General features: G+C 33.7%; 41 protein-coding genes. 33 read left to right on the top strand and 8 right to left on the bottom strand.

What is annotated here, in order from left to right:
• Positions 1–79 precede the first annotated feature (79 nt).
• Entirely contained in the window at positions 80–490 is a 411-nt protein-coding gene (locus tag EYR00_RS02005) for a TIR domain-containing protein (RefSeq protein WP_003539199.1), read from the bottom strand.
• A gap of 59 nt (positions 491–549) precedes the next feature.
• On the opposite strand from EYR00_RS02005, the gene EYR00_RS02010 reads away from it, so the two are divergent.
• On the top strand, positions 550–750 hold the full coding sequence (locus EYR00_RS02010; protein WP_003539198.1) for a hypothetical protein: 201 nt from the start codon (positions 550–552) through the stop codon (positions 748–750).
• Here the strand turns inward: EYR00_RS02010 and EYR00_RS02015 are convergent.
• The 5 genes from EYR00_RS02015 to EYR00_RS02035 all read right to left on the bottom strand — a co-directional run bounded on the left by EYR00_RS02015 (position 747) and on the right by EYR00_RS02035 (position 3,808).
• Positions 747–1,184 carry a DUF4231 domain-containing protein gene (locus EYR00_RS02015; protein ID WP_003539197.1) on the bottom strand — a complete coding sequence of 146 codons (438 nt, stop codon included), beginning with the start codon at positions 1,182–1,184 and terminating at the stop codon, positions 747–749. The two genes, EYR00_RS02010 and EYR00_RS02015, sit on opposite strands and share 4 nt — an antisense overlap.
• Before the next feature lie 25 nt (positions 1,185–1,209).
• Entirely contained in the window at positions 1,210–1,545 is a 336-nt protein-coding gene (locus EYR00_RS02020; RefSeq protein ID WP_003539196.1) for a hypothetical protein, read from the bottom strand.
• A 93-nt stretch (positions 1,546–1,638) separates the two neighbouring features.
• Positions 1,639–3,117, bottom strand: a complete 1,479-nt coding sequence (locus EYR00_RS02025) for an SNIPE associated domain-containing protein (RefSeq protein ID WP_003539195.1) — start codon at positions 3,115–3,117, stop codon at positions 1,639–1,641.
• A 21-nt stretch (positions 3,118–3,138) separates the two neighbouring features.
• Positions 3,139–3,414 carry a hypothetical protein gene (locus EYR00_RS02030; protein ID WP_003539194.1) on the bottom strand — a complete coding sequence of 92 codons (276 nt, stop codon included), beginning with the start codon at positions 3,412–3,414 and terminating at the stop codon, positions 3,139–3,141.
• Between the two features lie 4 nt (positions 3,415–3,418).
• A complete protein-coding gene (locus EYR00_RS02035) occupies positions 3,419–3,808 on the bottom strand; it encodes a helix-turn-helix domain-containing protein (protein WP_003539193.1) in 390 nt (129 codons plus the stop codon).
• Positions 3,809–3,985: 177 nt separating this feature from the next.
• Here EYR00_RS02035 and EYR00_RS02040 point away from each other — a divergent pair, with 177 nt between their 5' ends.
• Positions 3,986–4,210: a hypothetical protein gene (locus EYR00_RS02040; RefSeq protein WP_003539192.1), complete on the top strand. Its 225-nt coding sequence runs from the start codon at positions 3,986–3,988 to the stop codon at positions 4,208–4,210.
• 275 nt (positions 4,211–4,485) lie between these two features.
• Here EYR00_RS02040 and EYR00_RS02045 read toward each other — a convergent pair whose 3' ends face one another.
• On the bottom strand, positions 4,486–4,650 hold the full coding sequence (locus tag EYR00_RS02045) for a YjzC family protein (protein WP_003539183.1): 165 nt from the start codon (positions 4,648–4,650) through the stop codon (positions 4,486–4,488).
• Positions 4,651–4,715: 65 nt separating this feature from the next.
• Between EYR00_RS02045 and EYR00_RS02050 the strand changes: the two genes are divergently transcribed.
• Complete coding sequence (locus EYR00_RS02050; RefSeq protein WP_003539181.1) at positions 4,716–4,862, top strand: hypothetical protein; 147 nt, start codon at positions 4,716–4,718, stop codon at positions 4,860–4,862.
• Here the strand turns inward: EYR00_RS02050 and EYR00_RS02055 are convergent.
• A complete protein-coding gene (locus EYR00_RS02055) occupies positions 4,859–5,563 on the bottom strand; it encodes a DUF4145 domain-containing protein (RefSeq protein ID WP_003539179.1) in 705 nt (234 codons plus the stop codon). The genes EYR00_RS02050 and EYR00_RS02055 overlap by 4 nt on opposite strands.
• Before the next feature lie 86 nt (positions 5,564–5,649).
• On the opposite strand from EYR00_RS02055, the gene EYR00_RS02060 reads away from it, so the two are divergent.
• The 30 genes from EYR00_RS02060 to EYR00_RS02200 all read left to right on the top strand — a co-directional run bounded on the left by EYR00_RS02060 (position 5,650) and on the right by EYR00_RS02200 (position 24,114).
• The gene (locus EYR00_RS02060) at positions 5,650–5,916 is read left to right on the top strand and encodes a helix-turn-helix domain-containing protein (protein ID WP_040434418.1); all 267 of its coding nucleotides are present in this window, start codon (positions 5,650–5,652) and stop codon (positions 5,914–5,916) included.
• A gap of 49 nt (positions 5,917–5,965) precedes the next feature.
• Positions 5,966–6,100 (top strand): hypothetical protein, encoded by a 135-nt coding sequence (locus EYR00_RS15720; protein WP_003539176.1) that lies wholly within the window; start codon positions 5,966–5,968, stop codon positions 6,098–6,100.
• Between the two features lie 247 nt (positions 6,101–6,347).
• The gene (locus EYR00_RS02065) at positions 6,348–6,752 is read left to right on the top strand and encodes a hypothetical protein (protein ID WP_003539173.1); all 405 of its coding nucleotides are present in this window, start codon (positions 6,348–6,350) and stop codon (positions 6,750–6,752) included.
• Entirely contained in the window at positions 6,742–6,981 is a 240-nt protein-coding gene (locus EYR00_RS02070) for a hypothetical protein (RefSeq protein ID WP_050754566.1), read from the top strand. The genes EYR00_RS02065 and EYR00_RS02070 overlap by 11 nt, the downstream gene beginning before the upstream one ends.
• Positions 6,971–8,926 (top strand): hypothetical protein, encoded by a 1,956-nt coding sequence (locus EYR00_RS02075; RefSeq protein WP_003539169.1) that lies wholly within the window; start codon positions 6,971–6,973, stop codon positions 8,924–8,926. The genes EYR00_RS02070 and EYR00_RS02075 overlap by 11 nt, the downstream gene beginning before the upstream one ends.
• A 3-nt stretch (positions 8,927–8,929) precedes the next feature.
• Positions 8,930–9,877, top strand: a complete 948-nt coding sequence (locus tag EYR00_RS02080; RefSeq protein WP_003539166.1) for a recombinase RecT — start codon at positions 8,930–8,932, stop codon at positions 9,875–9,877.
• The gene (locus EYR00_RS02085) at positions 9,877–10,596 is read left to right on the top strand and encodes an MBL fold metallo-hydrolase (RefSeq protein ID WP_003539165.1); all 720 of its coding nucleotides are present in this window, start codon (positions 9,877–9,879) and stop codon (positions 10,594–10,596) included. Before EYR00_RS02080 ends, EYR00_RS02085 begins: the two co-directional genes overlap by 1 nt.
• A 123-nt stretch (positions 10,597–10,719) precedes the next feature.
• Positions 10,720–10,959, top strand: coding sequence for a hypothetical protein (locus EYR00_RS02090; RefSeq protein WP_003539155.1), 240 nt, complete (start codon positions 10,720–10,722; stop codon positions 10,957–10,959).
• Positions 10,952–11,707, top strand: a complete 756-nt coding sequence (locus tag EYR00_RS02095) for a hypothetical protein (protein ID WP_003539153.1) — start codon at positions 10,952–10,954, stop codon at positions 11,705–11,707. The genes EYR00_RS02090 and EYR00_RS02095 overlap by 8 nt, the downstream gene beginning before the upstream one ends.
• 12 nt (positions 11,708–11,719) lie before the next feature.
• Positions 11,720–12,112, top strand: a complete 393-nt coding sequence (locus tag EYR00_RS02100; protein ID WP_040434417.1) for a hypothetical protein — start codon at positions 11,720–11,722, stop codon at positions 12,110–12,112.
• A gap of 43 nt (positions 12,113–12,155) precedes the next feature.
• Positions 12,156–12,941: a hypothetical protein gene (locus EYR00_RS02105; RefSeq protein WP_003539150.1), complete on the top strand. Its 786-nt coding sequence runs from the start codon at positions 12,156–12,158 to the stop codon at positions 12,939–12,941.
• Positions 12,942–12,951: 10 nt separating this feature from the next.
• Positions 12,952–13,107, top strand: coding sequence for a hypothetical protein (locus tag EYR00_RS02110; protein WP_003539147.1), 156 nt, complete (start codon positions 12,952–12,954; stop codon positions 13,105–13,107).
• Entirely contained in the window at positions 13,100–13,561 is a 462-nt protein-coding gene (locus EYR00_RS02115) for a single-stranded DNA-binding protein (RefSeq protein WP_003539145.1), read from the top strand. Before EYR00_RS02110 ends, EYR00_RS02115 begins: the two co-directional genes overlap by 8 nt.
• Positions 13,561–13,941, top strand: a complete 381-nt coding sequence (locus EYR00_RS02120) for a DUF1064 domain-containing protein (RefSeq protein ID WP_003539143.1) — start codon at positions 13,561–13,563, stop codon at positions 13,939–13,941. Before EYR00_RS02115 ends, EYR00_RS02120 begins: the two co-directional genes overlap by 1 nt.
• Before the next feature lie 22 nt (positions 13,942–13,963).
• A complete protein-coding gene (locus EYR00_RS02125; protein ID WP_003539141.1) occupies positions 13,964–14,464 on the top strand; it encodes an HNH endonuclease signature motif containing protein in 501 nt (166 codons plus the stop codon).
• A gap of 47 nt (positions 14,465–14,511) precedes the next feature.
• On the top strand, positions 14,512–14,988 hold the full coding sequence (locus EYR00_RS02130) for a class I SAM-dependent methyltransferase (RefSeq protein WP_003539132.1): 477 nt from the start codon (positions 14,512–14,514) through the stop codon (positions 14,986–14,988).
• Positions 14,989–15,306 carry a hypothetical protein gene (locus EYR00_RS02135; protein WP_003539130.1) on the top strand — a complete coding sequence of 106 codons (318 nt, stop codon included), beginning with the start codon at positions 14,989–14,991 and terminating at the stop codon, positions 15,304–15,306. It abuts the gene before it with no gap.
• Between the two features lie 13 nt (positions 15,307–15,319).
• Complete coding sequence (locus EYR00_RS02140) at positions 15,320–15,457, top strand: hypothetical protein (protein WP_003539129.1); 138 nt, start codon at positions 15,320–15,322, stop codon at positions 15,455–15,457.
• Positions 15,458–15,468: 11 nt separating this feature from the next.
• Complete coding sequence (locus EYR00_RS02145; RefSeq protein ID WP_003539128.1) at positions 15,469–15,816, top strand: DUF1492 domain-containing protein; 348 nt, start codon at positions 15,469–15,471, stop codon at positions 15,814–15,816.
• Positions 15,817–16,123: 307 nt separating this feature from the next.
• Positions 16,124–16,306: a hypothetical protein gene (locus EYR00_RS02150; protein ID WP_003539127.1), complete on the top strand. Its 183-nt coding sequence runs from the start codon at positions 16,124–16,126 to the stop codon at positions 16,304–16,306.
• On the top strand, positions 16,296–16,715 hold the full coding sequence (locus EYR00_RS02155) for a hypothetical protein (protein WP_003539126.1): 420 nt from the start codon (positions 16,296–16,298) through the stop codon (positions 16,713–16,715). Before EYR00_RS02150 ends, EYR00_RS02155 begins: the two co-directional genes overlap by 11 nt.
• Positions 16,716–16,880: 165 nt before the next feature.
• Positions 16,881–17,099 carry a hypothetical protein gene (locus EYR00_RS02160; RefSeq protein ID WP_003539124.1) on the top strand — a complete coding sequence of 73 codons (219 nt, stop codon included), beginning with the start codon at positions 16,881–16,883 and terminating at the stop codon, positions 17,097–17,099.
• A gap of 18 nt (positions 17,100–17,117) precedes the next feature.
• A complete protein-coding gene (locus tag EYR00_RS02165; protein WP_003539123.1) occupies positions 17,118–17,543 on the top strand; it encodes a terminase small subunit in 426 nt (141 codons plus the stop codon).
• A complete protein-coding gene (locus EYR00_RS02170; protein ID WP_003539121.1) occupies positions 17,536–18,831 on the top strand; it encodes a PBSX family phage terminase large subunit in 1,296 nt (431 codons plus the stop codon). The genes EYR00_RS02165 and EYR00_RS02170 overlap by 8 nt, the downstream gene beginning before the upstream one ends.
• On the top strand, positions 18,831–20,261 hold the full coding sequence (locus EYR00_RS02175; protein WP_003539120.1) for a phage portal protein: 1,431 nt from the start codon (positions 18,831–18,833) through the stop codon (positions 20,259–20,261). Before EYR00_RS02170 ends, EYR00_RS02175 begins: the two co-directional genes overlap by 1 nt.
• Before the next feature lie 75 nt (positions 20,262–20,336).
• Complete coding sequence (locus EYR00_RS02180; RefSeq protein ID WP_003539118.1) at positions 20,337–21,842, top strand: minor capsid protein; 1,506 nt, start codon at positions 20,337–20,339, stop codon at positions 21,840–21,842.
• A 1-nt stretch (position 21,843) separates the two neighbouring features.
• Positions 21,844–22,143, top strand: a complete 300-nt coding sequence (locus EYR00_RS02185) for a hypothetical protein (RefSeq protein ID WP_003539116.1) — start codon at positions 21,844–21,846, stop codon at positions 22,141–22,143.
• Positions 22,144–22,322: 179 nt separating this feature from the next.
• Entirely contained in the window at positions 22,323–22,481 is a 159-nt protein-coding gene (locus tag EYR00_RS02190; RefSeq protein ID WP_003539114.1) for a hypothetical protein, read from the top strand.
• Positions 22,482–22,577: 96 nt separating this feature from the next.
• The gene (locus tag EYR00_RS02195) at positions 22,578–23,168 is read left to right on the top strand and encodes a DUF4355 domain-containing protein (protein ID WP_009299471.1); all 591 of its coding nucleotides are present in this window, start codon (positions 22,578–22,580) and stop codon (positions 23,166–23,168) included.
• A 16-nt stretch (positions 23,169–23,184) separates the two neighbouring features.
• A complete protein-coding gene (locus EYR00_RS02200; protein WP_003539111.1) occupies positions 23,185–24,114 on the top strand; it encodes a hypothetical protein in 930 nt (309 codons plus the stop codon).
• Positions 24,115–24,125: the final 11 nt, after the last annotated feature.

Consider the following 24,125-nt stretch of genomic DNA (forward strand, 5'->3'; position numbering starts at 1 on the left):
ATTGGTAGTACTTCATTCGACTTCACTGTTGGTAGCAGTGGAGTTTTTTTATGATTTACCTGTTAGGACTTATGAATTTTTATCTTGATAACTGTCTTATCGCAGTAATTATTGAATCTGTATTCCAACGCACAACAGGATATTGTTGTAATTCTATCGGCATACGTTCTTGTCCACGGGGAGCAACTATAATAATTGGTTTTCTAAGTTTTTTAGCAGCTTCAAGTTCGTATTTCATCCATTTTCTGTGAGCGTACATTCCGCCTAATATAATTACACAATTTACAGGTTTTATTTTTTTATCAATCGCTTCTTTGATTTGATAATCAAAAGCATTGTTTGATATCGCTAATGGTTTTTCTTTTGGAGCAGAATAATTTCTATAGTAAAAGTAAGAAGCTTTATCAAGTAAATTAATTAAATTATCATAATCATCGCCGTATAACCAAGCATGACTGATAAAAAGATCATAGGTTTTTAATGATGGCATAAATTTCACTTCCTTTCTAAAATGAATTTGGTTATAATATAAACAAAGAGGTGGTTCATATGACAAAATATAAAGTGCGTAAAAAACCAATACTAGTTGATGCATATCAAACAGATCATTCTTTCTATATAGATACTTTAGAAGGTAGAATGAAGGCTGAAAAAGGTGATTGGATTATTACTGGTGTCAATGGTGAACGGTATCCCTGTAAACCAGAAATTTTTGAGAAAACTTATGATATTATAATAGAAGAAGGTTAATCCCTCTTTTTTTCATTTAGTTGAGCCCAATTTTGATTTTCTGTTGCCATGATGCTTTCAGAGCGTTCAACAAATAAATTAAAGGCTTGATCATTTTGATAATAATCACTAGATTTTGTTAGAAATAAATATTTTTCTTGTTTTAACTTTTCACAAGTTGCTCTATATGTAAGAAAGTGTTCATGAAAATCTTTTAATTTATCTAGTGATAGCATAAAGGCAACTGAAAATCCAGCCATAGCCCCAAAAATAGAGAAAGCGATCTTTAAATCAGTAAAAATATATCCTAAAATAGTTATCATTGATCCAGATGTAGAAACAAATATGCTGCATATTGTAATAAAATTATGGCATTTTTTATATTTAATAGATTTTTTATCGTACCAGTCTATTTGATTATCAATTCTTAAAGATATGTAATCATTTTCATCCATTTTAGCCCCTCCCTATAGAATTACTTTATTCATTTAAAAACTTTGTAAATTTGTAACGCGCTTCTTCTAAAGAATGAATCATTTTATCAAGGTTTCCATTTGTTGGTTCAGTGAAACCAAAGGCCATAGCTTCGCTGTAATTTCTTAAAAATTTATTATATACAGTTTGACTTACATTTATTGGCTTTCCAACTCTTTTTATTTGCTGTAATCTATTTTTACAACTGTTTTTAAGAATTTTATATTTACTTTTTAATTCACAAGAAGGTAATTGGCGTTCGAAGATCATATTCATTAGCTCATTACATTCTTCAGCAGTACTCCTTAATTCATCATATAGTTGCTTTTCATTATGATTCATAATTTTATTCTCCCTTCGTATTTTATTTATATAAACACTATGAAGTGTATTTACCGTATTTGGTTATGTATAGATTCAATTTATCACCTTACGCTAATTATTATTTTCAATTTCTAAAGTCTGCCTATATTCTGCAGCAGTAGGAACTTTAATAAAATCTACTGTTTTATTATAATTTCTTTTTACCACATCTTCTATTTCATCGAGTGTAACCTTAAAGAATTCTTTTCTAAAATTTACTTTATTTACACTTCTTTCACGGAATGTTTGGTGCAATATATTTTCTAGTTCAGGGGCATTATCACTAAAAATCATTGCATGAACATCAAATTCAAAAGGAACAGAAGCGCTACTTAATTCTTTAATTCTGTCCATAGGCTCTAGTCTACGTGTCATACCAATTTTATAAATATTTTCTCCAAATGAGCCAATGTTAGAAATAATATATACAAATCCAGCTCTTGCGTTCATTTCCCTATCAAGAACAACTTGTTTTTCTTCTTCCAATTTTTTTATTTTTTCTTCTAATTCACGTATTTTATCCATATATAGTTCTTTTTCAGCATCATTAGAAGTTTTTTGTAGATATTTCATCATTCGTGTAACTTCATTGTTAAATTGCTTCTGGTCTTTTTCTAATTTTTGCTTTTGTTTTTCTATTTCTCTTCTTACCTTTTCTTCTTCTACCATCTGCTCTTTAATTGCTTTTTGTATATCTTTTTCATTATTTTTTTTCATTTCATATAGATATAGCGTGTTTAGTTGATCTAGTTTAATTTGTAACCAGTTTTGATTTAATTGAATACCATCAGTTTCAAAAATCTTATTTAAACTATTGAATGAACGAGTTATTTTATTTCGGGAAGTATCGATATTTTTTATAGTGACTTTATTCATTACATTGTCACATTCTGCATTAAATAAACGGGTTATTTGTTTTGTATTATTTGCTATAAACTTTTTATCCTCAATGTAAGGTGATATAGCAAGTAGGTTGCCATTTTTTAAATCATTCTCTTCATTAATACGAGAAATACTTAATTTATTTTTGTATTCTTCAGAAGTGACATTTTCAAAATCAGCAAAATCGAAATGTTTTTTTATTGCTTCTGATTTTAAAGTGTCTAGTTCATTTAATAAATTTTGTTTCTCTTCATTTAAGTTTTCAATATCAATTTTGAGATTCTTAACATTGATTGCTAAATTTTTATTTAGATCAGATTCTTTTTCTTTAATGTTTTTTTCTAAAGTTTGGACTTTTTCAGAATACTCTTTTTCTATACTGGTTATTTTTGCTTCCAAATTCTGAACTTCTTTAGAGTAATTGTTTTTTGCTTCCTCTAATTTAGAATTGTAATCAATGATACCAAAAACATATTCTTCATGACCTATTAAAGGTTGGTATTGTTGTAGTAATAGTTTAATTTTCTTTTGTCTAATGAATTGCAAAGTAATGGCAATTATTAATGGTATTCCATAAAGAACCCCAAAAAATGATAAAAAAATAGCAAAATAAGGACTGTAATACCATTTATTTAATTTTTCAAATTCTTCTTTTGTAATTTTGTTCATATAGTTGACCCCTCTCTCCAATTATTTAATTCCAAATTTCTTTTTTAATAATTCAATAATATCATGAACTTCTTTTTCGCACTGTTCGGCATATTCTTGTGGACACGTAAAATGGTTTTCAAAGATGTGAATAAGTTCATGTATAGCAGTTGTTTGCTGTTGACATTTGCAGCAGCGTGCATTAATGGTAACTAAATATGACTCACCATTATAATATGCAAATCCCCTCACATAAGAGGACATACTTTCCAGCACTAAACTAATATTGTGCCATCTTAGAAAGTCCTCAAATTCCATATAATCATCTCGTTTCTTTATTAAATGTATCGATGATTTTTAGTATTTGTTCTAGGTCTTTTGGTTCTAGTTTTTTCGCTTTATCAAATAAAATTGCAAGTTGATCATTTTTAAGTATTTCCTTATACAGTTCCAACAATTCAGGTTGATTCTTTAAATATTCGACATTTTCTTCATAGTCACCTAATTGTGAATTTTCCCACCCCATTATATAAGCAGGACTGACATTGAAAATTAATGCTAACTTTTCAATTTTATCACTAGGTATATTTGTTACTATATTATTTTCATATTTAAATATTGTTTGTCTAGATGTACCAAGTTTATCTGCAATTTCATCTAAGGTATAGTTATTTTTTAATCTTAAATTTTTTATTCTTTCACCAATTGTCATTTGTTATCACTTCCTATTATTGAATTTCAATAAAATTATAACATAAATAACTTAACGTGCAACAAAAAACACCTGAATAGTAACTTATACGTTTAAAGTTGTACAAAAAATAACTTTACAAGTCACAAAAAGAATGTTATTATGGTAACGTGATAAGTTACAAAGGGAGGTGATGATATGATTGATACACAAAAGTTAAAAGGTCTTATAGCTGAAAGAAATACTTCTCAAAGACAAGTAGCTTTTGCATTGGGAATGACAGAAAAAACATTTTATGAAAAGATGAAGATTGGTATTTTTGGTAGTGATGAAATTGATAAAATGATTGAATTACTTGAAATACAAGATCCTATGCCTATTTTTTTTGCACAGTTAGTAACTTTAAAAGTTACTAAAGACTAAAATACTTCATCGACCAAATAAATTATAACTCTAAATAAAAATAAGTGTCCTGAAAAGACACATATTAAAAGTTATAAAAACGGTGTTAAAAGAAATTATTTAAAACAGATTAGGAGGAGTGGCAGGGATGATACATCATTATATAACGAAGTATATAGAGAACAGTGAATTATATGTTGAATCATGGATTCAAGTTAATATTTTTTCACTGGTATGGTGTTTTTCTAAGAGGAAGATAAAAATCCCAAAGCAGTAGAGTGCTAAGGGATGGTAGATTATATTTTTTTCCATTTTCTACCTTTTTCTTGGGTTGGTGGTAATCTATCGCCAGGATCTATTGAAACAACTCTAGGCTTAGGTACTTCACCACCACGGGGACCGACTTCTTTATATTTTCCTTTTGGTTCATTATCGGTACCGGGTTTTACTAATTTAGTCATTATATTTTACCTCCTTTCAAGCTAATTATAGCACGAAAGGGGCAGAAGAAAAAAAGGAGGAAGTTATGGATAGAAAGCAAATTATTGAGACGTTAAAAAAGGAGATTGATATCGAATGGCTAAAAGTTTTAAATAAGTTCTTAAAATCTTATATAGATTTTTTGGAAATTATAGGCGAATTGGAAAAAGAGATAAAAAAAGAACAAAGTTAATTGTTCTTAGGTTTGTTTAAAAGTTCCTCGGCTTTGTAAACTTCTAAATCTGAATCAATAAATGCGACAACTGCGTGAATGAACGATTTTAAGTGTTGAAGATTATAATCTTCGTGTTTACGTTGATAATGAGTTTCATCGTTTCCTAACCACGAAGAAGCTTTGGCTAATGATTTTATTCTTCTATTGTCAATATAATTATCAATAACCTGAGATAGTTGCATTTTAATTATCTTATCAGTGTCACTATTGTTAAATTTAATAGCATAATCCTTAATTAAAAATTCCAGTGCTTTGCGATAGCCCATGCCACAAATTTCAGTTAAAGCCATATTTTCGGCTTTTAAAGCCTGGTTATATATGTCGATAAATTTATTCGAAAGAATCAATATGTTGTCTGAAAAAGATTCTTGACTTTGAGGATATGGATAAACAGAGATTTGATCAACTGTATGAGCTTGATATCCTGAACCGGGATTATCAACAAGATATTCAATTAGATAGCAAGATTCGCAGCGTTGACAGAAACAGATAACAAACATGTTGTCGTAACCAAAGTCACTTTTCTCTATGTAATATGCTTGAATTTCGTTGTTATTCGTCGCCGTTTCGCAATGAGGACAAACTTTTGCCTGATTTATTTCTACTGATATTTTTTCATTAAAATCATTTATGTAAAAAGCTGTAATAATTTTTTTCATTATTATTTCACCTCACTTTCTATATTGGGATTCGACAAATCAATTATAGCATGAGTGAAGGTGATGCATCAAAGGAGGTGAGAAAGATGGAAAGAGTCGAGACTATTACACCTGAAGAATGTGCTAAGCGTCTTAATAAGGATCCAGCATTTGTTAGAAATGCAGTTGAGCAGGGGGTATTTCCCGGGAGCTGTACAAAGAATGAAAATGGCCATAGATCTATCGTAATTCCTCGAGCAGCATTTGAGGACTATATGACCAAATGGAATCCAAATCCAACAACTGAATTAGTTCAAACATTAGTTGAGATTTTAAGTAAACAAAAAAGCCGACGCGGCAACGTCGACGATTAACAAAAATAAAACCATCTTCATTATAGAAGATATTCAGGAGGAAGTCAAAGTGGAAGATAAGATTAGGGCTTTAGTGAAAGAATTATTTGATTCAGGCATGACTTTAGATGAAATCATTGAATCTGTAGCATCTATTGCGATGACTGAGGACTTTAAGAGGAGTGCCAACCATGAATCTCAATAATCTAAAACCGCAAGGAATTTTAACCATTGTAGCAGCATTATATATTTTTGCTGAATTATTAGCAGGTATCGTAGGTATGGTCTTATGAAAGACAAGGTATTTATTAAATTTCTTAGCATACTTTTAGTCCTGTTTATTGTGCTAAGTGTTTATCAGGTATTAGTAATTAGAAATTTAAGGTCCAGTCTCGAAACAGTAACAGCTGATCGGGACCAGATCATAGAAAGATATAACAGAGGAGAAAGTTATGGAAGATAAAATCAAGGAATTAATCGAATCAGCAATGGAATCAGGAGCTGATATAAAAGTAGTAAAGATTAACGGCAACAAAAGCAAATCAATAAAAAAACTATTAGATGAAATTGAAGAAAATATGGAGCCGAAAACGCTGATACAGTATGAATTTAAAATCAGTCCTATTGAAAATTCAATCTGCGGAAGTCTTAGGTTTGCCATGCTCAAGTATGTTGAAGATATCAGCACCCTTACAAAAGAAGATATAATTGAAATTTTCAAACCAGTTGAGGATGTATTAAAAGAATGTGGAAAAGAATTTATAGAAAAATTAAATGCAAATAAAAGAGTTCCATCATCTGAAGAAGTAAGAAAAATTATGGATGAACTGTTGGGGGATAACAAAGATGTCAACTAACTTCAACCATAACATGTTCAGTAAGCACCTTAATGATGCTTACTTTGAAATGATTAACATGAAGCGTGAGGATCATGATGTGCGTTTTCGTATCGAAACATCTAAACATGTTCCGGATGTCAAAATTTTTGTAATAGAAGGGGGAATTACTGTAAAAATCATCACCTTTAAGGAAGGTAAGAGACATTGCTATAACGCAGTTAAGGGAGGAAATAAGAATGTCGATTAAAATTAATCAAATGAAATTAACCAACTTCCAGGGAATCAGAAACCTGGAATTAAATTTTGATGAATCAAACAAATCCATTAGAGGAGATAACGGTACTGGTAAAACAACGATCATTAATGCCTATTATTATTTATTGACTGATAAGCCGTCAGTTACTATGGCAGATTATAGTCCTAAAACAAAAGGAGTCGAAGGAGATCTTCATAATCTAGAACATACTGTTGAATGTACATTTGATGTTAATGGAATCGTTAAAGTTTTAAAGAAAACTTACAAAGAAAAATGGACACAAAAACGTGGCAATAAAAATAAGGAGCTTACTGGCAATACCATTTCATATGAAGTAGATGGTCTTCCTGTTAAGGAAAAAGACTACAACAGGGAGATTGAGGAGTTATTTGGTCCTCGTGAAATTATACAAATGCTCATTAGCCCAACTTATTTTAGTGATGTATTGTCTTGGAAAGATAGACGTAAATATCTTACTGATATTTGTGGTGATTATACTGATGAAGAAATTATTAATGTAGTAGCAGAACTGGAACCTTTAAATGAGATTTTGCTATTAAACGGATCAACAACCCAAAAACGCAGTATCGATGATCAGATTAAGCTTTTAAAAACCAATATGAGCAGTATTAACAAAGAATTAAAACAGATTCCAAGTCGAATCGATGAAGCTGAAAGAGCGATTCCAGAAACAGCAGGGAGCAAAGCGGATTATGAAAATCAGCTATTTGAAGTAAGAAAAGAAATAAGCAGTCTGAATGACCGCAAGTTAGCAGCTAAGTCCGGTAATTCAGCAGCTGTTGAAAAATCAAACCGTATAGCTGAAATCAAGCAGAAAGAACGCGAGGCACGTATTGCACATATTAATAGTTTTGATGAAGTAAATAGATTGATAAAGGAATCTATAAATAACCTTATAAATAAGAAAAATCTACTTAATGACACAATCAGCAGCAATGATATTAGAATTTCCAGATACAAAAACGATATTGACTATATGTCAAAAATGAGAAATGAACTGCTTAATGATTATAAAACTGTATCAGCAATGGAATTTGATGAGAATAGAAGAGTTTGTCAAACCTGTGGACAGTCACTGCCAGCAGATCAGCAGGAAAAAATATTTGCTACTTTTAATATTAACAAGTCAAAGAAACTTGAAGAACTTCAAAAAAAGGGTGCAGATGTAAGTAAAGACAAAATTGCTTCTAAAGAGCTTGAACTGGATAATCTTATTCATGAAAATGAACAGTTAGGTATTAAAGTAATGGATTTGTCAAGTCAAATTGAAACTGAAAAAAGTAAGATTACTGCTGTTACACCGTTTGAAGATACTGAAGAATACAGAGTTATTAAGAAGCAGCTTGCAGATCTTGAAAACACTGATAATGAAATAGATAAAGTAATTGAAGAAATTGATAAAGAAATTCATGAATGCAATGTTAAAGTTGCTGCTTTAAATACTCATATAAGCCGATTCCAGTTAGCCGAAGAACAACAGAAGAGAATTGACGAGCTTGAAGCTAGACAGGCGCAGCTGGCTGAAGATTATGATCGTTATGAGTATGAATTAAGTTTGTGTGAAAAGTTCATTATTGAAAAAGTTAAACGGATTACTAAAAAGATTAATCAGAGATTCAAGACAGTTAATTTTGAACTGTTTGAAAAACAAATTACCAATGATGCAATTATTGAATCATGTAACGTGATGGTTCCTAATGAAAAAAGCATGGTTCCATATAAGATGGCCAACAATGCTAGTCGCATTAATGCAGGTATTGAGATCATTGATACTTTATCAGAACATTTTAATATCAGGATGCCAATATTTGTAGATAATGCAGAATCAGTTACAAAGATTACAGCGACAGATAATCAGCTGATCAGGCTGGTTGTTGATGAAGATTATAAAACTTTAACAATGGTGGAGGAATAGGAAATGAGTGAAAAGAAAGATACGGCAGCAGCTAATGCAGTTGCTAAAGCTAACACGGATTTTAAGGGGTATATGATGTCTAAAGTTGACGGAGTAGCAGCTTCATCAGGTACACAGTTAAGTCCTCGTGATAAAACTTTTGCTAATGATATTATCTTAAATACGTATAAAAAAATGATGGAGGAAGGAATTAATCCCAATGAAATCAACTTCATTGGATGTAACTTCCCTGGACAGGTCAAAAGATTTGCGCGTCTGGGACTGTCTTTGAATGATAAAGAAATCTGGCTGGATATTAGAAATAATACCAAAGCTGGAAAAAAAGATATCAATATTAAAATTCAATATCAGGGCGAAGAAAAACTTTTATCTAAATTTTGTAAGAAAAATCATGGTGTTAAAAACATTATTAAGGATGTGGTTCTTGAAGGTGAGGAGCTTGTCCAGAAAAGAGATTTTAAAACTGGTGATTATGAGATCATCGATCACAAGATTCCGGATATTTTAAATCGTAACATTGATTTTAAGAATAAAGATAAAGTAAAAGGTGCATATGCAGTTGCTTATCATAATAATGGCAGTCAAACAGCGATTATCATTGATAAAGATAGAATTGATAGAGCTATGAAAGCAGCTAAAACGGCAATGGTATGGCAGTCGGATTTCAAAAAGATGGTATTGAAAACAGTTGTTCATGAGCTTTATCAGGAACTTGCAAAATTTAATGTTATTCCCGATGAACTGTTAAAAGATTACAGTGAAATGGTAATTGCTAAAAATGAAGTACAGTCAGAAATAAATGCAAATGCTAATAAAGAATTTATTGATGTTGACTTTGTTGAAAATGATGCTGCACCGGAATTGAATGCACCAAAACCACAAAAAGAACCGGAGCCGGCAACCGCACAGGCTAGTGAAAAAGCTGCTCAAACTTCTATGGATCCGTTCTAATGAAGATAACATGTATTGCCAGCGGTTCAAAAGGGAACGCCTATCTAATAAATGATGGCGTTTCCACTCTGCTGGTGGAGTGCGGTGTAAAGCTGGACATGATCAAGAAAGCTACGAATTACAAACTTAGCGAACTGGCTGGATGTCTTATCAGCCATGAGCACAATGATCATGCCAAATGTTATAAGGATTTGCTGCTTCGAGGTATCAGGATATTTGCATCAAAAGGTACTTTAGAGGGAATCGGTATATACGGACAAAGAGGCACATTTGCTTTAGATACTAATATCACCGCCGAAACAACTGTAAAAACGTTCAGCATCAGGGCGTTTAAAGTTCATCACGATGCTAAGGAACCAACTGGTTTTTTGATCCATTCAAATGAAACAAATGAGAATTTATTATTTATTACAGATTCATACTATTGCGATTATTCGTTTAAGAATTTAGATTACATTATGATTGAATGTAATTATATCAGTGAAAGGTTGGAACATCAGCTTAACAATCCAAACAGAAATCCTTTTGTTGATACTCATATTAAACGGCTTATGAGAAGTCATATGAATCTTAATACATGTATTGATTTTCTTAAATCGTGCGAACTGTACAGAACTAAGGAAATAATGCTGTTGCATCTTAGCGATGCTAATGCAGATGAAGAATTTATGAAGTCAGAGGTCCAAAAGGCCACCGGCAAGATAGTAAGAGTATTTTAACAAAAAGGTGCATATGCGACGTGTATAGAAACGTTTTAGTATTCAGTTATAAGATTACCCATTTGTACAGTTTGTTATAAAGGATGTGTCTATAAGTGTTGAAAAAGCCAAAGGAGTGATGTTATGGATGGAAACATGTTTGAAAAAATGGTTAAGGACTCAGCCGGGAAGAGAGTTAGCAGAGCCAAGGCAATAAGATACAAGTGTCTTGACTGCTGCGGTTTCCAATCAAACGAAGTAAGAGAATGTCCTGCTGTAGAGTGCCCGCTATGGCGTTACCGTATGGGACATGAAGAACGGGATGAATTTTATACCCCAAGAATAACAAATAAAAAGGAAGAAGAGGAAATTAAAAATGATTAGACAAGCAATTGAAAAAGTAGTTGAATTAGCAAATGCGAAAGAAAACGCTCAATTAGAGCAGGCAGAAATTAAAGGTATGCTTCATACGAAATTCGGAGGCAGTTTAAGAAGGGTTACAACACCAGGTATTGAAAGTATCGATACGCGTTCATTAAGCGGACTTGTTGAAATTATCAAGTCATACATCGATGTTGAAGCAAAGAATTTAAACATTCAGCTGCCGCTGATTATTCAAGCGGATGGTAATGAGATCAAAGTACTCAGTAGCGTAGATGATACATATGAACGTCAGATACTTATTCACTGTAAACCTATTGTACCCAGACTTATTTTAAATGAATGGATATCACCTGAAGAAATGATCATCAACTTAAATACATGCTATGTCCCTACAGACAATACGGATAAATTAATCTCCACTGTAAGCAATCTGTACAATTCAAAAACTGTTAAACAGGTCGACAATGGCATTGGTGTTAACCTGGTAGTTGAGAGTGATGCATTTGCCGGCGGTGCAGGCAAGGTGACTATTAACCCAATCGTTACGCTTACACCGGTTGCTACCTATCCTGAACTTATTCAGGTGGAACGTAAATTTAATCTTCGAGTTGATCAGCATGGCCGTGTTGCACTATTCGTTGCAGATAGAGGCTACTTTGAAAAAGAAGTACAAAAACTTATCAAACAGTATCTTACTGCGGAACTGCCAAAAGAACTTATTGGCAAAGATGTTGTACTGGCATTTTAGGGGGATATGAAAATGGAAGCAAAATATACAAGAAGTATTTTAGATATAAATAACGGTTCTATTGTTAAGCTTATTGATGAAGAATTAAAAAAAGTAATGGTTAATATGTTTGACGAAGGAACTGATGATAAGGCACGAACATTAACAGTTAAACTTACTTTCATACCTAAAAATGATAAAAAGGAAATGAGTGTTAAGCCGGTTATTACTTCTAAATTAAGTCCTAAAAAAAGTGAAGAAATTCATTTGTTTAATCAGGTTCAGTATGATAAGGATACTGGCGAAGTTACTGGATTCAGACTTCAGGAGTTTACAGGAGTAGTTGCAGGACAGCTGGATTTATCAGGTGATGTAGCAGAACCGACACAGCCAGTTTGCATTGAAATCAAGCCAAAGGAAAAGTAGTTTTCTACTTTTTCCTTAATGCTTTATAGAAAGAGTTCTATTAGTGGATAATGATACATTTATTAAACTGTTTCGCAGTTTTACATCATGGGAATGGTACACTGATCAGAATACTAAAGATGTCTTTATCCACTGTCTTTTAATGGCAAACTGGAAAGATAAAAAGTGGAAAGGCACAGTGATCCCCAGAGGCAGTTTTATAACATCAATTGCACGATTATCGTCTGATTTAAAGCTTTCAGAAAAGAAAATTAGAACAGCAATAAATCATTTAAAACAGTCAAACGATTTAGCAGTCAAAACGACAAACCAATATTCCCTTATAACCGTTGTAAAATATGACGTTTATCAAATCACCACAAACAAAAAGGCAAACGAATTGATAGATACAATGGCAAACGAGGGGCAAGCGGAGGGCAAACAAAAGGCAAACAAAGGGCAACAACTAAAGAAAGATATAACAATAGAAGATAAAAGATATAAGATAAAAGATAAAAGCACTTGCGTGCCTGAATTAAAAATTCATTACCTGACCGAAAGACTTTTATTTAAAAATCTTATTGCTGAAAACGAAACAGAAATCTTTGATGAAATCATTCGTGAATATCTTGCTGAGTATGATGCCGTTGATGTGAGTGTTAAAGCTGATTACGTTCTTGGACTGATGAAGGACAAGCAGATTGATAACCGTATGGCATATTTCAAAAGTGCCATGAATAAAAATCTCAAATACTCGTATCTGCCTGAAGCGGAAGATACTAACACACCAGTTTTTGATGAAGAAGTTGATCTTGATGAACTGGATGAATTTTTAGCAGAGTTTGAATAGGAGGAAAATAATGGCGAATAAAGAAAATGCTCTTATTGTAAAACATAAAGACAAAAACACAGTTTTACAGTTGGATGGTGATTATGAAGTGGTTGGCTTCATTCCAACTACTGAAACAAGAATATGCGTTATTCTATCACGCAAGGAGGTAACTGAAGATGATTAATCGAGTAGTTCTTGTAGGACGAATGACTAGAAATCCTGAACTTAGAAGAACTCAACAAGGCGACGCGGTTACCTCGTTTACTTTAGCGGTAAATCGTAATTTTACAAGCGGAGATGGTCAACGACAAGCAGATTTTATTAATTGTGTTGTATGGCGCAAACCTGCTGAAAATGTTGAAAGATATTGTTCTAAGGGAAGCTTAGTCGGTGTTGAAGGAAAAATTCAAACCCGAACATACGATGATAAAGACGGTAAAACAGTATTTGTTGTTGAGGTTAGATGCGATAGCGTGCAGTTCCTTGATACTAGAAATCAAAATGAGGCACCTATGGATACTCAAAAAGTTCAGCAGATGGCCAACGATAATTATTTTCATAATGGATCGTCAAGTCCGAGTGATTTTATGGAAGATGTTAATACATACGACATCATGGAGGAGGATATCCAATTTTAATGGTTGATTACCCAAATGGACGGAAATATAGTCCTCAACCTGAACAACATGAGCAGAAAAAAATTAAACGAAGCAAATATCATGCGGTTAAAACTGTTCTTGATGATGTCAAGTTTGACAGCAAAAAAGAGGCTAAACGGTATATTCAACTAAAACAGATGGAAAGAGCTGGGCTTATCGAAAATCTCCAGCTCCAGGTTCCATTTGTACTTGTTGATAAGAGCTGTTATGGTCGTGAAATAAAATATATTGCTGATTTTGTTTATGTTGAAAATGATGTAGAAATTGTTGAAGATGTCAAAGGGGTTAAGACACCGGTATATCGTTTGAAGAAAAGATTACTAGCTGAGCGTTACGGAATAAAGATCAAGGAAACATAATTAACCGAGGAGGAAATAGGAAATGATTGAAGATCTGAAAGACGAGATATGGAAACAGTATCGCGACACACCATATTTTGCTTCTATGTATGGACGTGTTAAAAGAATCTACAAGAATGGGAAAGAGCGATTATTAAATTCTTGGGTGAAAAAGAACAGAAGCGGTTCATGTTATATGCTTATAAAAATACATTGTAAGGAAACTAAAGTGAGTTATGTTGTATGGGAAGCATTTAACGGTCTCGTGCCTGATGGTCATGCAGTTACTCATAGAAATAAGTGCTATGGTGATAATGCTTTAGTGAATCTTAAAATTGTTACAAGAAAGGAATTAGGTGAGCTTTACGGTGGTCGAACAAGTATTCGTAGGTTGATTTACTGTTATGATAACAATCGCATTTACAAAGGCACCAGGGAAGCAGCTAATGACTTGTATATCAGCCGGCAGACCGTCAGTGACTACTGCGATAGAAAGATTCAGAAACCTATGTTTCGATTGCGCTGGATGAGAGAAGGAGAATAGTAACACGTTAATAAAAGTTAAGATTGTACGTATAGGAGGAATAGCGTATGGAACAGGAAAAAATGATACTTGATGTATGCTGCGGAAGTAAGATATTCTGGTTCAATAAGCATCATAAGAATACTATTTATATGGATATTCGTGATGAAGAATATGATGTTTATGATAAACACATTGCAGTGCATCCTGATGTAATAGCGGATTTTAGAAGTATCCCGTTCGAAGATAATCGTTTTAATCTGGTTGTCTTCGATCCTCCTCATTTAAGATGGGCGGGGAAAAAATCAATTATGAAAGCTCAATACGGTCAGTTAGGTAAATACTGGGAAGATGATCTAAAGTTTGGATTTGATGAATGCATGAGAGTTCTGAAGTGTGGTGGTGTTCTTGTATTTAAATGGAACGAGATACAAATTGATTTAAAGAAAATATTAAGTGTATTGGATGCTGAGCCGTTGTTTGGTCACAAGAGCGGTAAAGCAGCTAAGACACACTGGCTATGTTTTATGAAATTGGAGGAGTAAATGAAAGTAGAATTAAGTGAAATTTTAAAAATTGTTGCCGGTCTTGGCGGTACCGACGCATCCGACGAATACAGTAAAGGCTGGGATGAAGCTGTTGATGCTGTGTATAGTGAGATTAATAAGCTTGGTGAAGCTGAATCTAGAAAACCGGCGCATAACTATGAGCACGAATGTATTGAGTTAAAAAAACGTCTTGATGATTTAATCTGTGAAAATAAGATGTTAAGAGCTGATCGTGAAAATGAAAAAGAGTACAGCAGTACACTTGAGAGTGTATTAAAGGCAGTTAATCTTCTAACAGATACTGTTACAAAATAAGGAGGATTTAGAAATGACTAAACAAGAACTCATGAAGGAGCTGTTGGATCGTTACCAGCAGCTTGATTCGCTTGAAGGATGCAAAAGTGCTAAGGACACAGTCGTATTGTATATACGCAAGCTGGAAGTTAAACTTAAAGAAATGCTGTAGGAGGAGAATGAATGGACTACAACGAAAGGGTACAGTATTTAAAATCCTATAGGGATAAGTTAGATCAGCTTACATATGTTGATGGACAAATAATGGGGATAAAAGCTATAAGCTATGGTCCAGCTTTAGGAACAAGACAATCAATTGAACAACTATATGCAAAAAAAGAAGCAATATTTAATGAAATGGAAAAGATAGAGCATACGATCGATACTTTGAAAAACATCCAGGAGCGTCTGGTGTTGAAATATGCATATATTCACTTAATGCAGTATGACGAAATCGCTAAAAAAATGGGTTTTTCAGAGCGTAATGTGTATCGCTATCGTCGAAATGCTATAAATAATCTTGAAATTTAATAAAGTTGTCAGTCCGTGTCATGGTATGGCAGTGAAATAGGTGTTATTATGTTAATGTGGTCTTTTGGTTAAGACACACAGATGATTAATTTCTTTTTGGTTGATTCGTGTTTCTTATACTTCCCCTTGATTATACAAATATGAAAAAGCTCATTCTCCCAGAGCTTTTTTTGTCTTCAGATAAAGCGGCATCACCTGGTGCTGATACGCCATTCATTTAATGCCTCCTTTCATTAATATTTGTGGTGTCGCTTTATGTTGGATATTGTGGTATAATTGAGTATCATAATAACGGGAGGAAAGAATTATGAATGAAAAGAAACCATTCAAACCAGGAGAACAAGAACAAAAGCAACCAAAGTATGAGCCAGAGATAAAGTACAGTAACCAGGATTTTGATGTCTACCAGGGAAATTATGAGAAGAGAGATAGTAGGGATGAAACTGACTTTTTACAGATGATTAGAGGAACAGAAGATAATGACCAATGATCAGGTAAGCGCAACATTAGCTATAATTGCAATAATTATATCTGTGTTTGCTTTATATCAAACACACAAACAAAATAAAAACAGTCAAGGTCAGATAGAATTAACCATTGAACAAAGCATAGCTCAAAGTAAATATCGTCTTACTGATTTAATGCTAGCGAATGACAATAGTGAAAGATATAGTATAGCAATTAAGGCTGCAAAAGAAGAATATTTAAACACCTATGATAGTGCGTGTTCAAAATATCTAGATGATAAAGTAGATAAAGAAAGATTTAAAAAGCAGTATCATAAATGTATAAAAGACATAGTTGAAGATGAGCAGTTTGAATATAAACTTAATTCATTATCTTCACCATATAAGGCCTTAATTAAGGTATACAATGAATGGAATGATTTAGAAAAATAATGGCACTCCTCACGCAGTGCCTTTTATTATGGCAGGATATAGCAAGTAGCAGCTTACCAGGGTCCTTTCCTGGAGTTGGTGGTGCAATTCCACCTCCTGCAACCAAATTGAATATTGTAACCTTTGCAGTGCAGAGGTTTTTTTGTTTAAGAGGAGGAAGAAAATATGGAACCAGCAGAAAAAATATCAAAAGGACTTAATCTTTTTCTTGAAGGTATCGGTGAAAGTTTTCAAATATTTGCGGAATCGTTGGCAAAGTTTGTTAATGCTTTAGGAAGAACAACTACAACTTCAATGAAGTCAAGACTTCCAAGAAAATTAAAAAAGAAGTACAAAAAACTTGGAATCTATGAAGATTGGAAAAGAAAAAATAATTTAATTTAAGAAAGTGAGGTGTCGTTTATGACCGAAAAACAAAAGATATTTGCAGATGAATATTTGATTGATCTAAACGGCACCAGGGCATATAAAGCTGCCTATTCTAATATCAAGAGCGATAATGCTGCTGCAGTTAGAGCAAATAAACTTTTGAAGAAAAAAGAAATCTGGGATTATATTCAGCAGCGTCTGGATGAAATCGCCAGTAAACGTGTTGCTAAACAACAGGAAGTCATGGAATATCTAACTTCAGTAATGCGTGGTGAATCAACTTCGAGTGTACTGGCCATGTGCGGTGACGGCATGCAGGAGGTTATTGAGAAACCGCCTGATGAAAAGGAAAGTCTAAGGGCTGCTGAACTATTAGGGAGACGTTATGGAATGTGGACTGAAAAGGTTGATGTTACTTCCAATGGCAAAACGATGATAGTTGATGATATAGATGGCTAAAAAAGTTAGTTTGAAGTCAATAATTGGTCCTGCGTTTTGGGATGTGCATAAACTGATTAAGGAGTGCGAATATACCCATTACTGGTTAAAAGGTGGTCGAGGGTCTCTTAAATCATCATTTATAGGAATTGAAATTCCTTTAGGCATTATGAGAGATGCACAAAATGGCCTAATGTCTAATGCAGTTGTTATTAGAAGGGTAAAGGATACTTTGAGAGGTTCAGTATATGAACAGATCAAATGGGGTATTTATATGCTTAACGCTCAGGAGGATTGGGAAATACCTGAATCTAAACTACAAATGACATATAAGCCAACAGGACAGGTTATTTTATTCAAGGGTGCTGATAACCCAAAGAAACTTAAATCTACAAAGGTATTTGTCGGATATGTGAAATATGTATGGTATGAAGAATGTGATGAGTTTGAATCCTACGATAAGATCAGGAATATTAATCAGTCTCTTTTGCGTGGTGGTCCTGAATATTGTGTATTCTACTCGTTTAATCCTCCTGAAAGTCAAAGAAACTGGTGTAATAAGCAAGTCCTTATCAAAAGACCAGATACTTACATAAGTCATACTACTTATCTTCAGGCGCCGAGAGAGTGGCTTGGCGAGCAGTTTCTTATTGAAGCGGAGCATTTAAAGGTTATTAATGAAGAAAAGTACAATCATGATTATCTTGGAGAAGTTACGGGCACTGGCGGTGAAGTGTTCACTAATCTTGATATTAGAGAAATCAGTGATGATGAGATTGCAGTATTTGATCGTTTGAAGAACGGACTTGATTTTGGTTATGCCGGTGATCCATTAGCTTATTTAAAAATGAATTATGACAAGACGAGAAGACGTCTTTTTATTTTTGGTGAGGTTTATGGTACACGTCTTTCAAACAAGAAAGCAGTAAAGAAAATAAAAAAACTAAATCCTTTAAACAAATTAGTTACAGCAGATAGTGCTGAACCTCGTACAATTAACGAATTCAAGTTGTTGGGATTAAATATCGTTGGTGCAAAGAAAGGGCCTGACAGTGTAGAAAACGGGATTAAATGGCTTCAGGATCTAGAACAGATAATTATAGACCCCACACGATGTCCTAACGCTGCTAGAGAGTTTAATGACTATGAAATTGAAAAGGATAGGGAGGGAAACTTAAAAGGTGAATTTCCTGATAAGAATAATCATACGATTGATGCAGCTCGTTATGGATGTGAAACAGATGTTATTAGAAATAAAGCAAGAGCAGGTAAAAACCGCTCTAAATATACAAATCAAGGAGGTAGCTGATGAAAAATTTTACAATCGATGCTAATGATTATGATGAAACAAATCTAAATAAAACGATGATTAGGGATTTAATTCGTAAGCATTCTAGCGTGGCATCTAAAATTAGAAAAAATCAGCGCTATTATGATGGTAAACATAAGGTTCAAGGGCGAACTAAAAAAATAAAGGGTTCCAGTAATAATAAAGTTGTATGTAATCACGCAAAGGATATAAGCGATACTGCGACGGGTTACTTTTTAAGCTCGGCTATATCATTTTCTACAAGTGATAAGAAAATGAATATTGATAAACTTACAGACGCATTTGATTTGGCTGATGTTGACGATGTTGATCATGACAATGCGCTTGATATGAGTGTTGCAGGTGTTGCGTATGAGTATGTCTATGTTAAAGAAAATGAGACAACACCAGTATCAAAAAATCTAGAACCGGAACATACATTTCTAGTATGTGATGATACTATTGAAGAAAATATTCTTTTTGGGGTTTATTACTATCGCTTTAAAGATGCTGTTACCGGAAAGTACAAATACAAGGCTACTGTTGGAACAGAAAATTATATCTATGAGCTGCTGCTTGAAGGAACTTATGAAAATAATGTTTATGTAGATGAAGAACCAAAAGAACATTTTTTAGGTGATGTCCCGATTATTCAGATTCTAAATAATAAAAATGGAGTTGGTGATTTTGAACAACAGATTAGTTTAATTGACGCTTACAACACGTTGATGAGTGACCGCGTAAATGACAAAGAACAGTTTGTTGAAGCGCTTCTTGTAGTTTATGGGGCTTTGATGGGCGATGATGAAGAAGAAGTCAGTGAGGTAGTTAAGATACTTAAAGAAAATGGTTTACTTGAGTTACCGCTTGATGCAAAAGCAGAATACATTGCTAGAACTTTTGATGAATCGGGAATGGAAGTATTAAGAAAAGCTATTAAAGAAGATATTTATACATTCAGCCATGTTCCTAATCTTACTGATGAAAACTTTGTTGGCAACAGTTCAGGTGTGGCAATGGAATATAAGTTACTTGGTCTTGAGATGATAACTAAAACTAAAGAGCGTTATTATAAAAAGGCACTTAAACAGCGTATAACATTGTATTGTAATTATCTTAATCTTAAAGCGATTTCGATTAATCCAACTGCAATCATTCCAACTTTTTCAAGAGGACTGCCTAAGAACTTGTTGGAGCTGTCTCAAATTATAACTAATTTAAAAGGTTTCGTATCACAGGAAACATTGTTGAATCAGCTTGATTTTGTTGAAGATGCCCAAACTGAAATTAAAAAAGTTGATGAAGAGAACGACAAAGCAGTGGAACGTCAGCAAAAAATGTTTGGTGTAGCAGATAATGTACCGTTTAACAACTCAGGGGGTGAAGATGATGAAGAAGCTGATGGGGAAGATAAAAACAAAAATAAATAAACAGCTAAAAAAGATTCTGCTCCCAATAATAAAGCTGCTTAACAAATTTATGAAGTTTCTTATTGAGGTATTAGAGTGAGTAACTACTGGCGTAATAGACAGGCTGAACATATTCAAAGAGCTATGGAAATCGCAGAAGCCTCAAGTCAGGAACTGGCAAAGCTTTATCAAAAATCCTGTTATTATTTTAATGAACAGATCCAGGGTGTTTTTGATAAATACAGGAAAAAGCATAGTTTAAGTGAGGCTGAAGCCAAGGCTCTGTTAAATGATTTAACTGATCCAACTTCATATGATCAGATGCTTAAAAGATTAAAGGCAGGAGCTAAAGGTGAGGAAAGAAAAGAACTTCTTAAAGAACTAGAAGCTCCAGCGTATCGATACAGAATCAATAAGCTTCAGGACTCACAGAAGAATCTCGATGTGATGATGAGAGAAGTCTACAAGCGTGAAAAAGAAGTCAATACACTCACGTATATTGATGTAGCATATGATTCTTATTTTAACTCAATCTATAATCTCCATGAAAGAACCAGTATAGCCTTTAGCTTTGAAAATATTGATCCAGAGGTTACCGATAAATTACTTAATTCTAAATGGAGTGGTAAAAACTATAGCGAGCGTATCTGGGATAATACCCAGAATTTAGCAGACTCAGTCAAAGAAGAAATGCTGATGGGTGTGTTAACTGGTAAAAGTGAAAAACAGATGGCTGATACGATCGTTGAAAAGTTTGCTGTCGGTGCTTATAATTCCAGAAGACTTATTTGTACAGAGAGTGACTTTATTAGTAATGCTTTAGATATGGAAGCGTATCGAGAAGCTGATATTGAAATGGTACGTTTTTGTGCGGTGCATGATATGAAGACATCTCCAATCTGTCAAACACATGACCATTCAACTATACCGCTTGATAAAGCAGTGCAGGGGGTAAATGTTCCACCATTACATCCAAACTGCAGGTCATCAACTGAGCCGGTTATTAATAAGGCAATTGAAGCTAAGATGAAGCGTAGAGTTAGGGATCCAGTCACAGGTAAAGATAAAATTGTTAGTGCTAATCAAAACTATCAGAAATGGCTTAGAAATCAGCAAAAGGAATACGGTAAGGATACTGTTGAAATATTTAGAAAGAAAGTCTTAAATGCTAAAAAGGATCGTGAACAATTTAATCGTTATAAGAGTGTTATTGGTGGTATAGAGTTGCCGGAGACGTTCGCAAAATTTCAAGATTTGAAGTATAATGATGGTAAGGATTGGAAAGACTTGAAATTATTATACAAAGCGACAAATAACGGATGGATACTGCATAAACATCTTGATTATGTATGGCAAGGTGAGCAGGGATTTATCCCAACAGGGGCAGCTTTAATGAATACACATATTATCGCGGGAAAAGGTAGCGATAAAACTCTTAGAGCAGCAAAAAGATTATCGGAAAAATACGGCGGGAACATTGATAATTGGTCTAAAAAAGTTGCAAAAGTTACGTCAGATAAATATATATTTGATGTTCATTGGTATGAACATGATAAGCATCAATATGAACCAAAAGTGAAATTAAGAAAGGATAGAGATTAATATGAAAACTATAATGGTTTATCAGTGTGAACTTGATAAAGAAATAAAAATGGAATTGTATGGAAAGCTTAGATATATTGGTAAGTCATTTGGTGTTGACGGTTTAACTAACAATCAAGTTTACGATTGTGTTGGTGTTGATAGCGGAATGCTTCGCATTGTTGATGACAGTGAAGAAGATTATCTTTATCCTACGGCTCGCCCTAAAGCAGCTTATGATCATGAATATGAAGGCGGAAGATGGGAAGTTGTTGAAATTTATAATGATGCATTGAGAAAGGAACTTGAGTTATATGGCTAAAGACGACAGTTATATGAAAATAACGGAGCTAATGACAAGATGTAGTTATATTTCAAGATTAGACTAATTCTATTATTAATTTGGATAGCTATATGCACAGTATATTTGATTTATAAATTTATAAAACACGTTAATTGACTTGTAGCGTGTTTTTATTTTACCTAAAAGGAGGTGGTTAGATGGCAAAACTAAAAGTTGTAAAGAATATGATCGATAAGAATACTGGTCTTTCTTACCGTGAAGGAGCCTTAATGACAGTTGCTGATCCTAAACGCATTAAGGAGTTAGTCGGAGCGGGGGTTGCAGTTGAAATCAAACAAGTGCAGAAAGAAAAATAAATTAATCATGGCGAGAGAAATCTCGCCTTTATTATGTCCAAAAACTTATGACAAAAAAAGATGGGATAGTCATACGGACTTAAAATGGAGGAATTTATGAGTAAAGATTTATTTAGAAAGTGGCCATTAGCGTATCCACTAAATCTTCAATTGTTTGCTGATGAAGATGCCGGCGGTAGTGATAATCAAGATACTTCAGGCAAAGAAGATGGTAAAAATGATGAAAGCCAAGAACAAACCAAGACTTTTACTCAGGATGAAGTCGATAATATTATTAAAGGTCGATTAGCTAAAGAGCGTAAGTCGTGGGAAAAACAGCTTGTTGATCAACAGACAGAGGCCGAGAAATTGGCCAGCATGAGTGAAAAAGAGAAAAAGCAGTATCAGGAGCAAAAACGTGCTAAGGATCTGGAAACTAGAGAAGCAGCAATTACTCGTAGAGAATTGACTGCCCAAGCTAAAGAACAGTTGGCGGATAAAGGGCTTCCTATTACGTTGGCCGAAATTTTAAATTTTACTGATGCTGAGAGCTGCAACAAATCGATTGAAACAGTAGAAAAAGCATTTCAATCAGCAGTAGAAAAAGCAGTAGAGGACCGTATCAAAGGCGGTAAGCCGATTAAAAAAGCAACTGATGATAAAACAACAGATGCTGAACTTATTTATAAAAATATGATGGGCAAATAGAAAGGATGATTAATTTATGCCAATTAACACATTAGCAACAGCTACTTTATTTCAACAGACATTAGATTTAGTAGCACAACAGGAAGCATTGACAGGATGGATGGAAGCAAATGCCGGTCAGGTAAGATACAGCGGAGGTGCTGAGGTAAAGATTCCTAAAATTGCATTACAGGGGTTAGGAGCCTATGATCGTGATAACGGTTATCAACAGGGTGCAATTAACTTGTCTTATGAAACAAGAACAATGACTCAAGATCGTGGGCGTAAGTTTCAATTGGATCCTATGGATGTTGATGAAACAAACTTTGTAGCAACAGCATCTACAGTAATGGGTGAATTCCAAAGAATGTGGGTAGTACCGGAAATCGATGCATATCGTTTATCAAAATTGATTACAACTGCAATTACTAAAGGAACTATGGTTGAATACGGGTATACACCAGAGAAAACAACAATGTTAGAGAAGGTAAAGACAGGAATTTCTAAGATTAGAGATAATGGGTATAACGGAGATTTAGTAATTCATATGACAGCAGCAGCAAAACTGCAGTTAGAGTTAGAAATGGCGGGGAAACTTACTTCTGTTACATTCTCTCAAGGTGGTATTGATACAATTGTTCCTGCAGTTGATCATGTACCAATCATTGAAACACCACAAAACAGAATGTATTCTTCAATTACAATCTATGATGGTAAAACAACAGGTCAAGAACAAGGCGGATATGTGAAAGGAACTAAAGCGTTGGAGGCAAACTTTATTATTGTTCCAAGAGCAACACCAATCGCTATTTCTAAACAGGATGTAATGAGAATCTTCGATCCATTGACAAATCAAAAAGCAAATGCATGGGCAATGGACTATCGTAGATTCCATGAATTATGGACTTTAGAGAATAAAGAAGATTCAATTTTTGTAAATATCAAAGATGCAAAACCAACTGAATAGGGGGTGTCGAT

This window comes from Thomasclavelia ramosa DSM 1402 (assembly GCF_014131695.1).
In the GTDB taxonomy this organism is placed as follows: domain Bacteria; phylum Bacillota_I; class Bacilli_A; order Erysipelotrichales; family Coprobacillaceae; genus Thomasclavelia; species Thomasclavelia ramosa.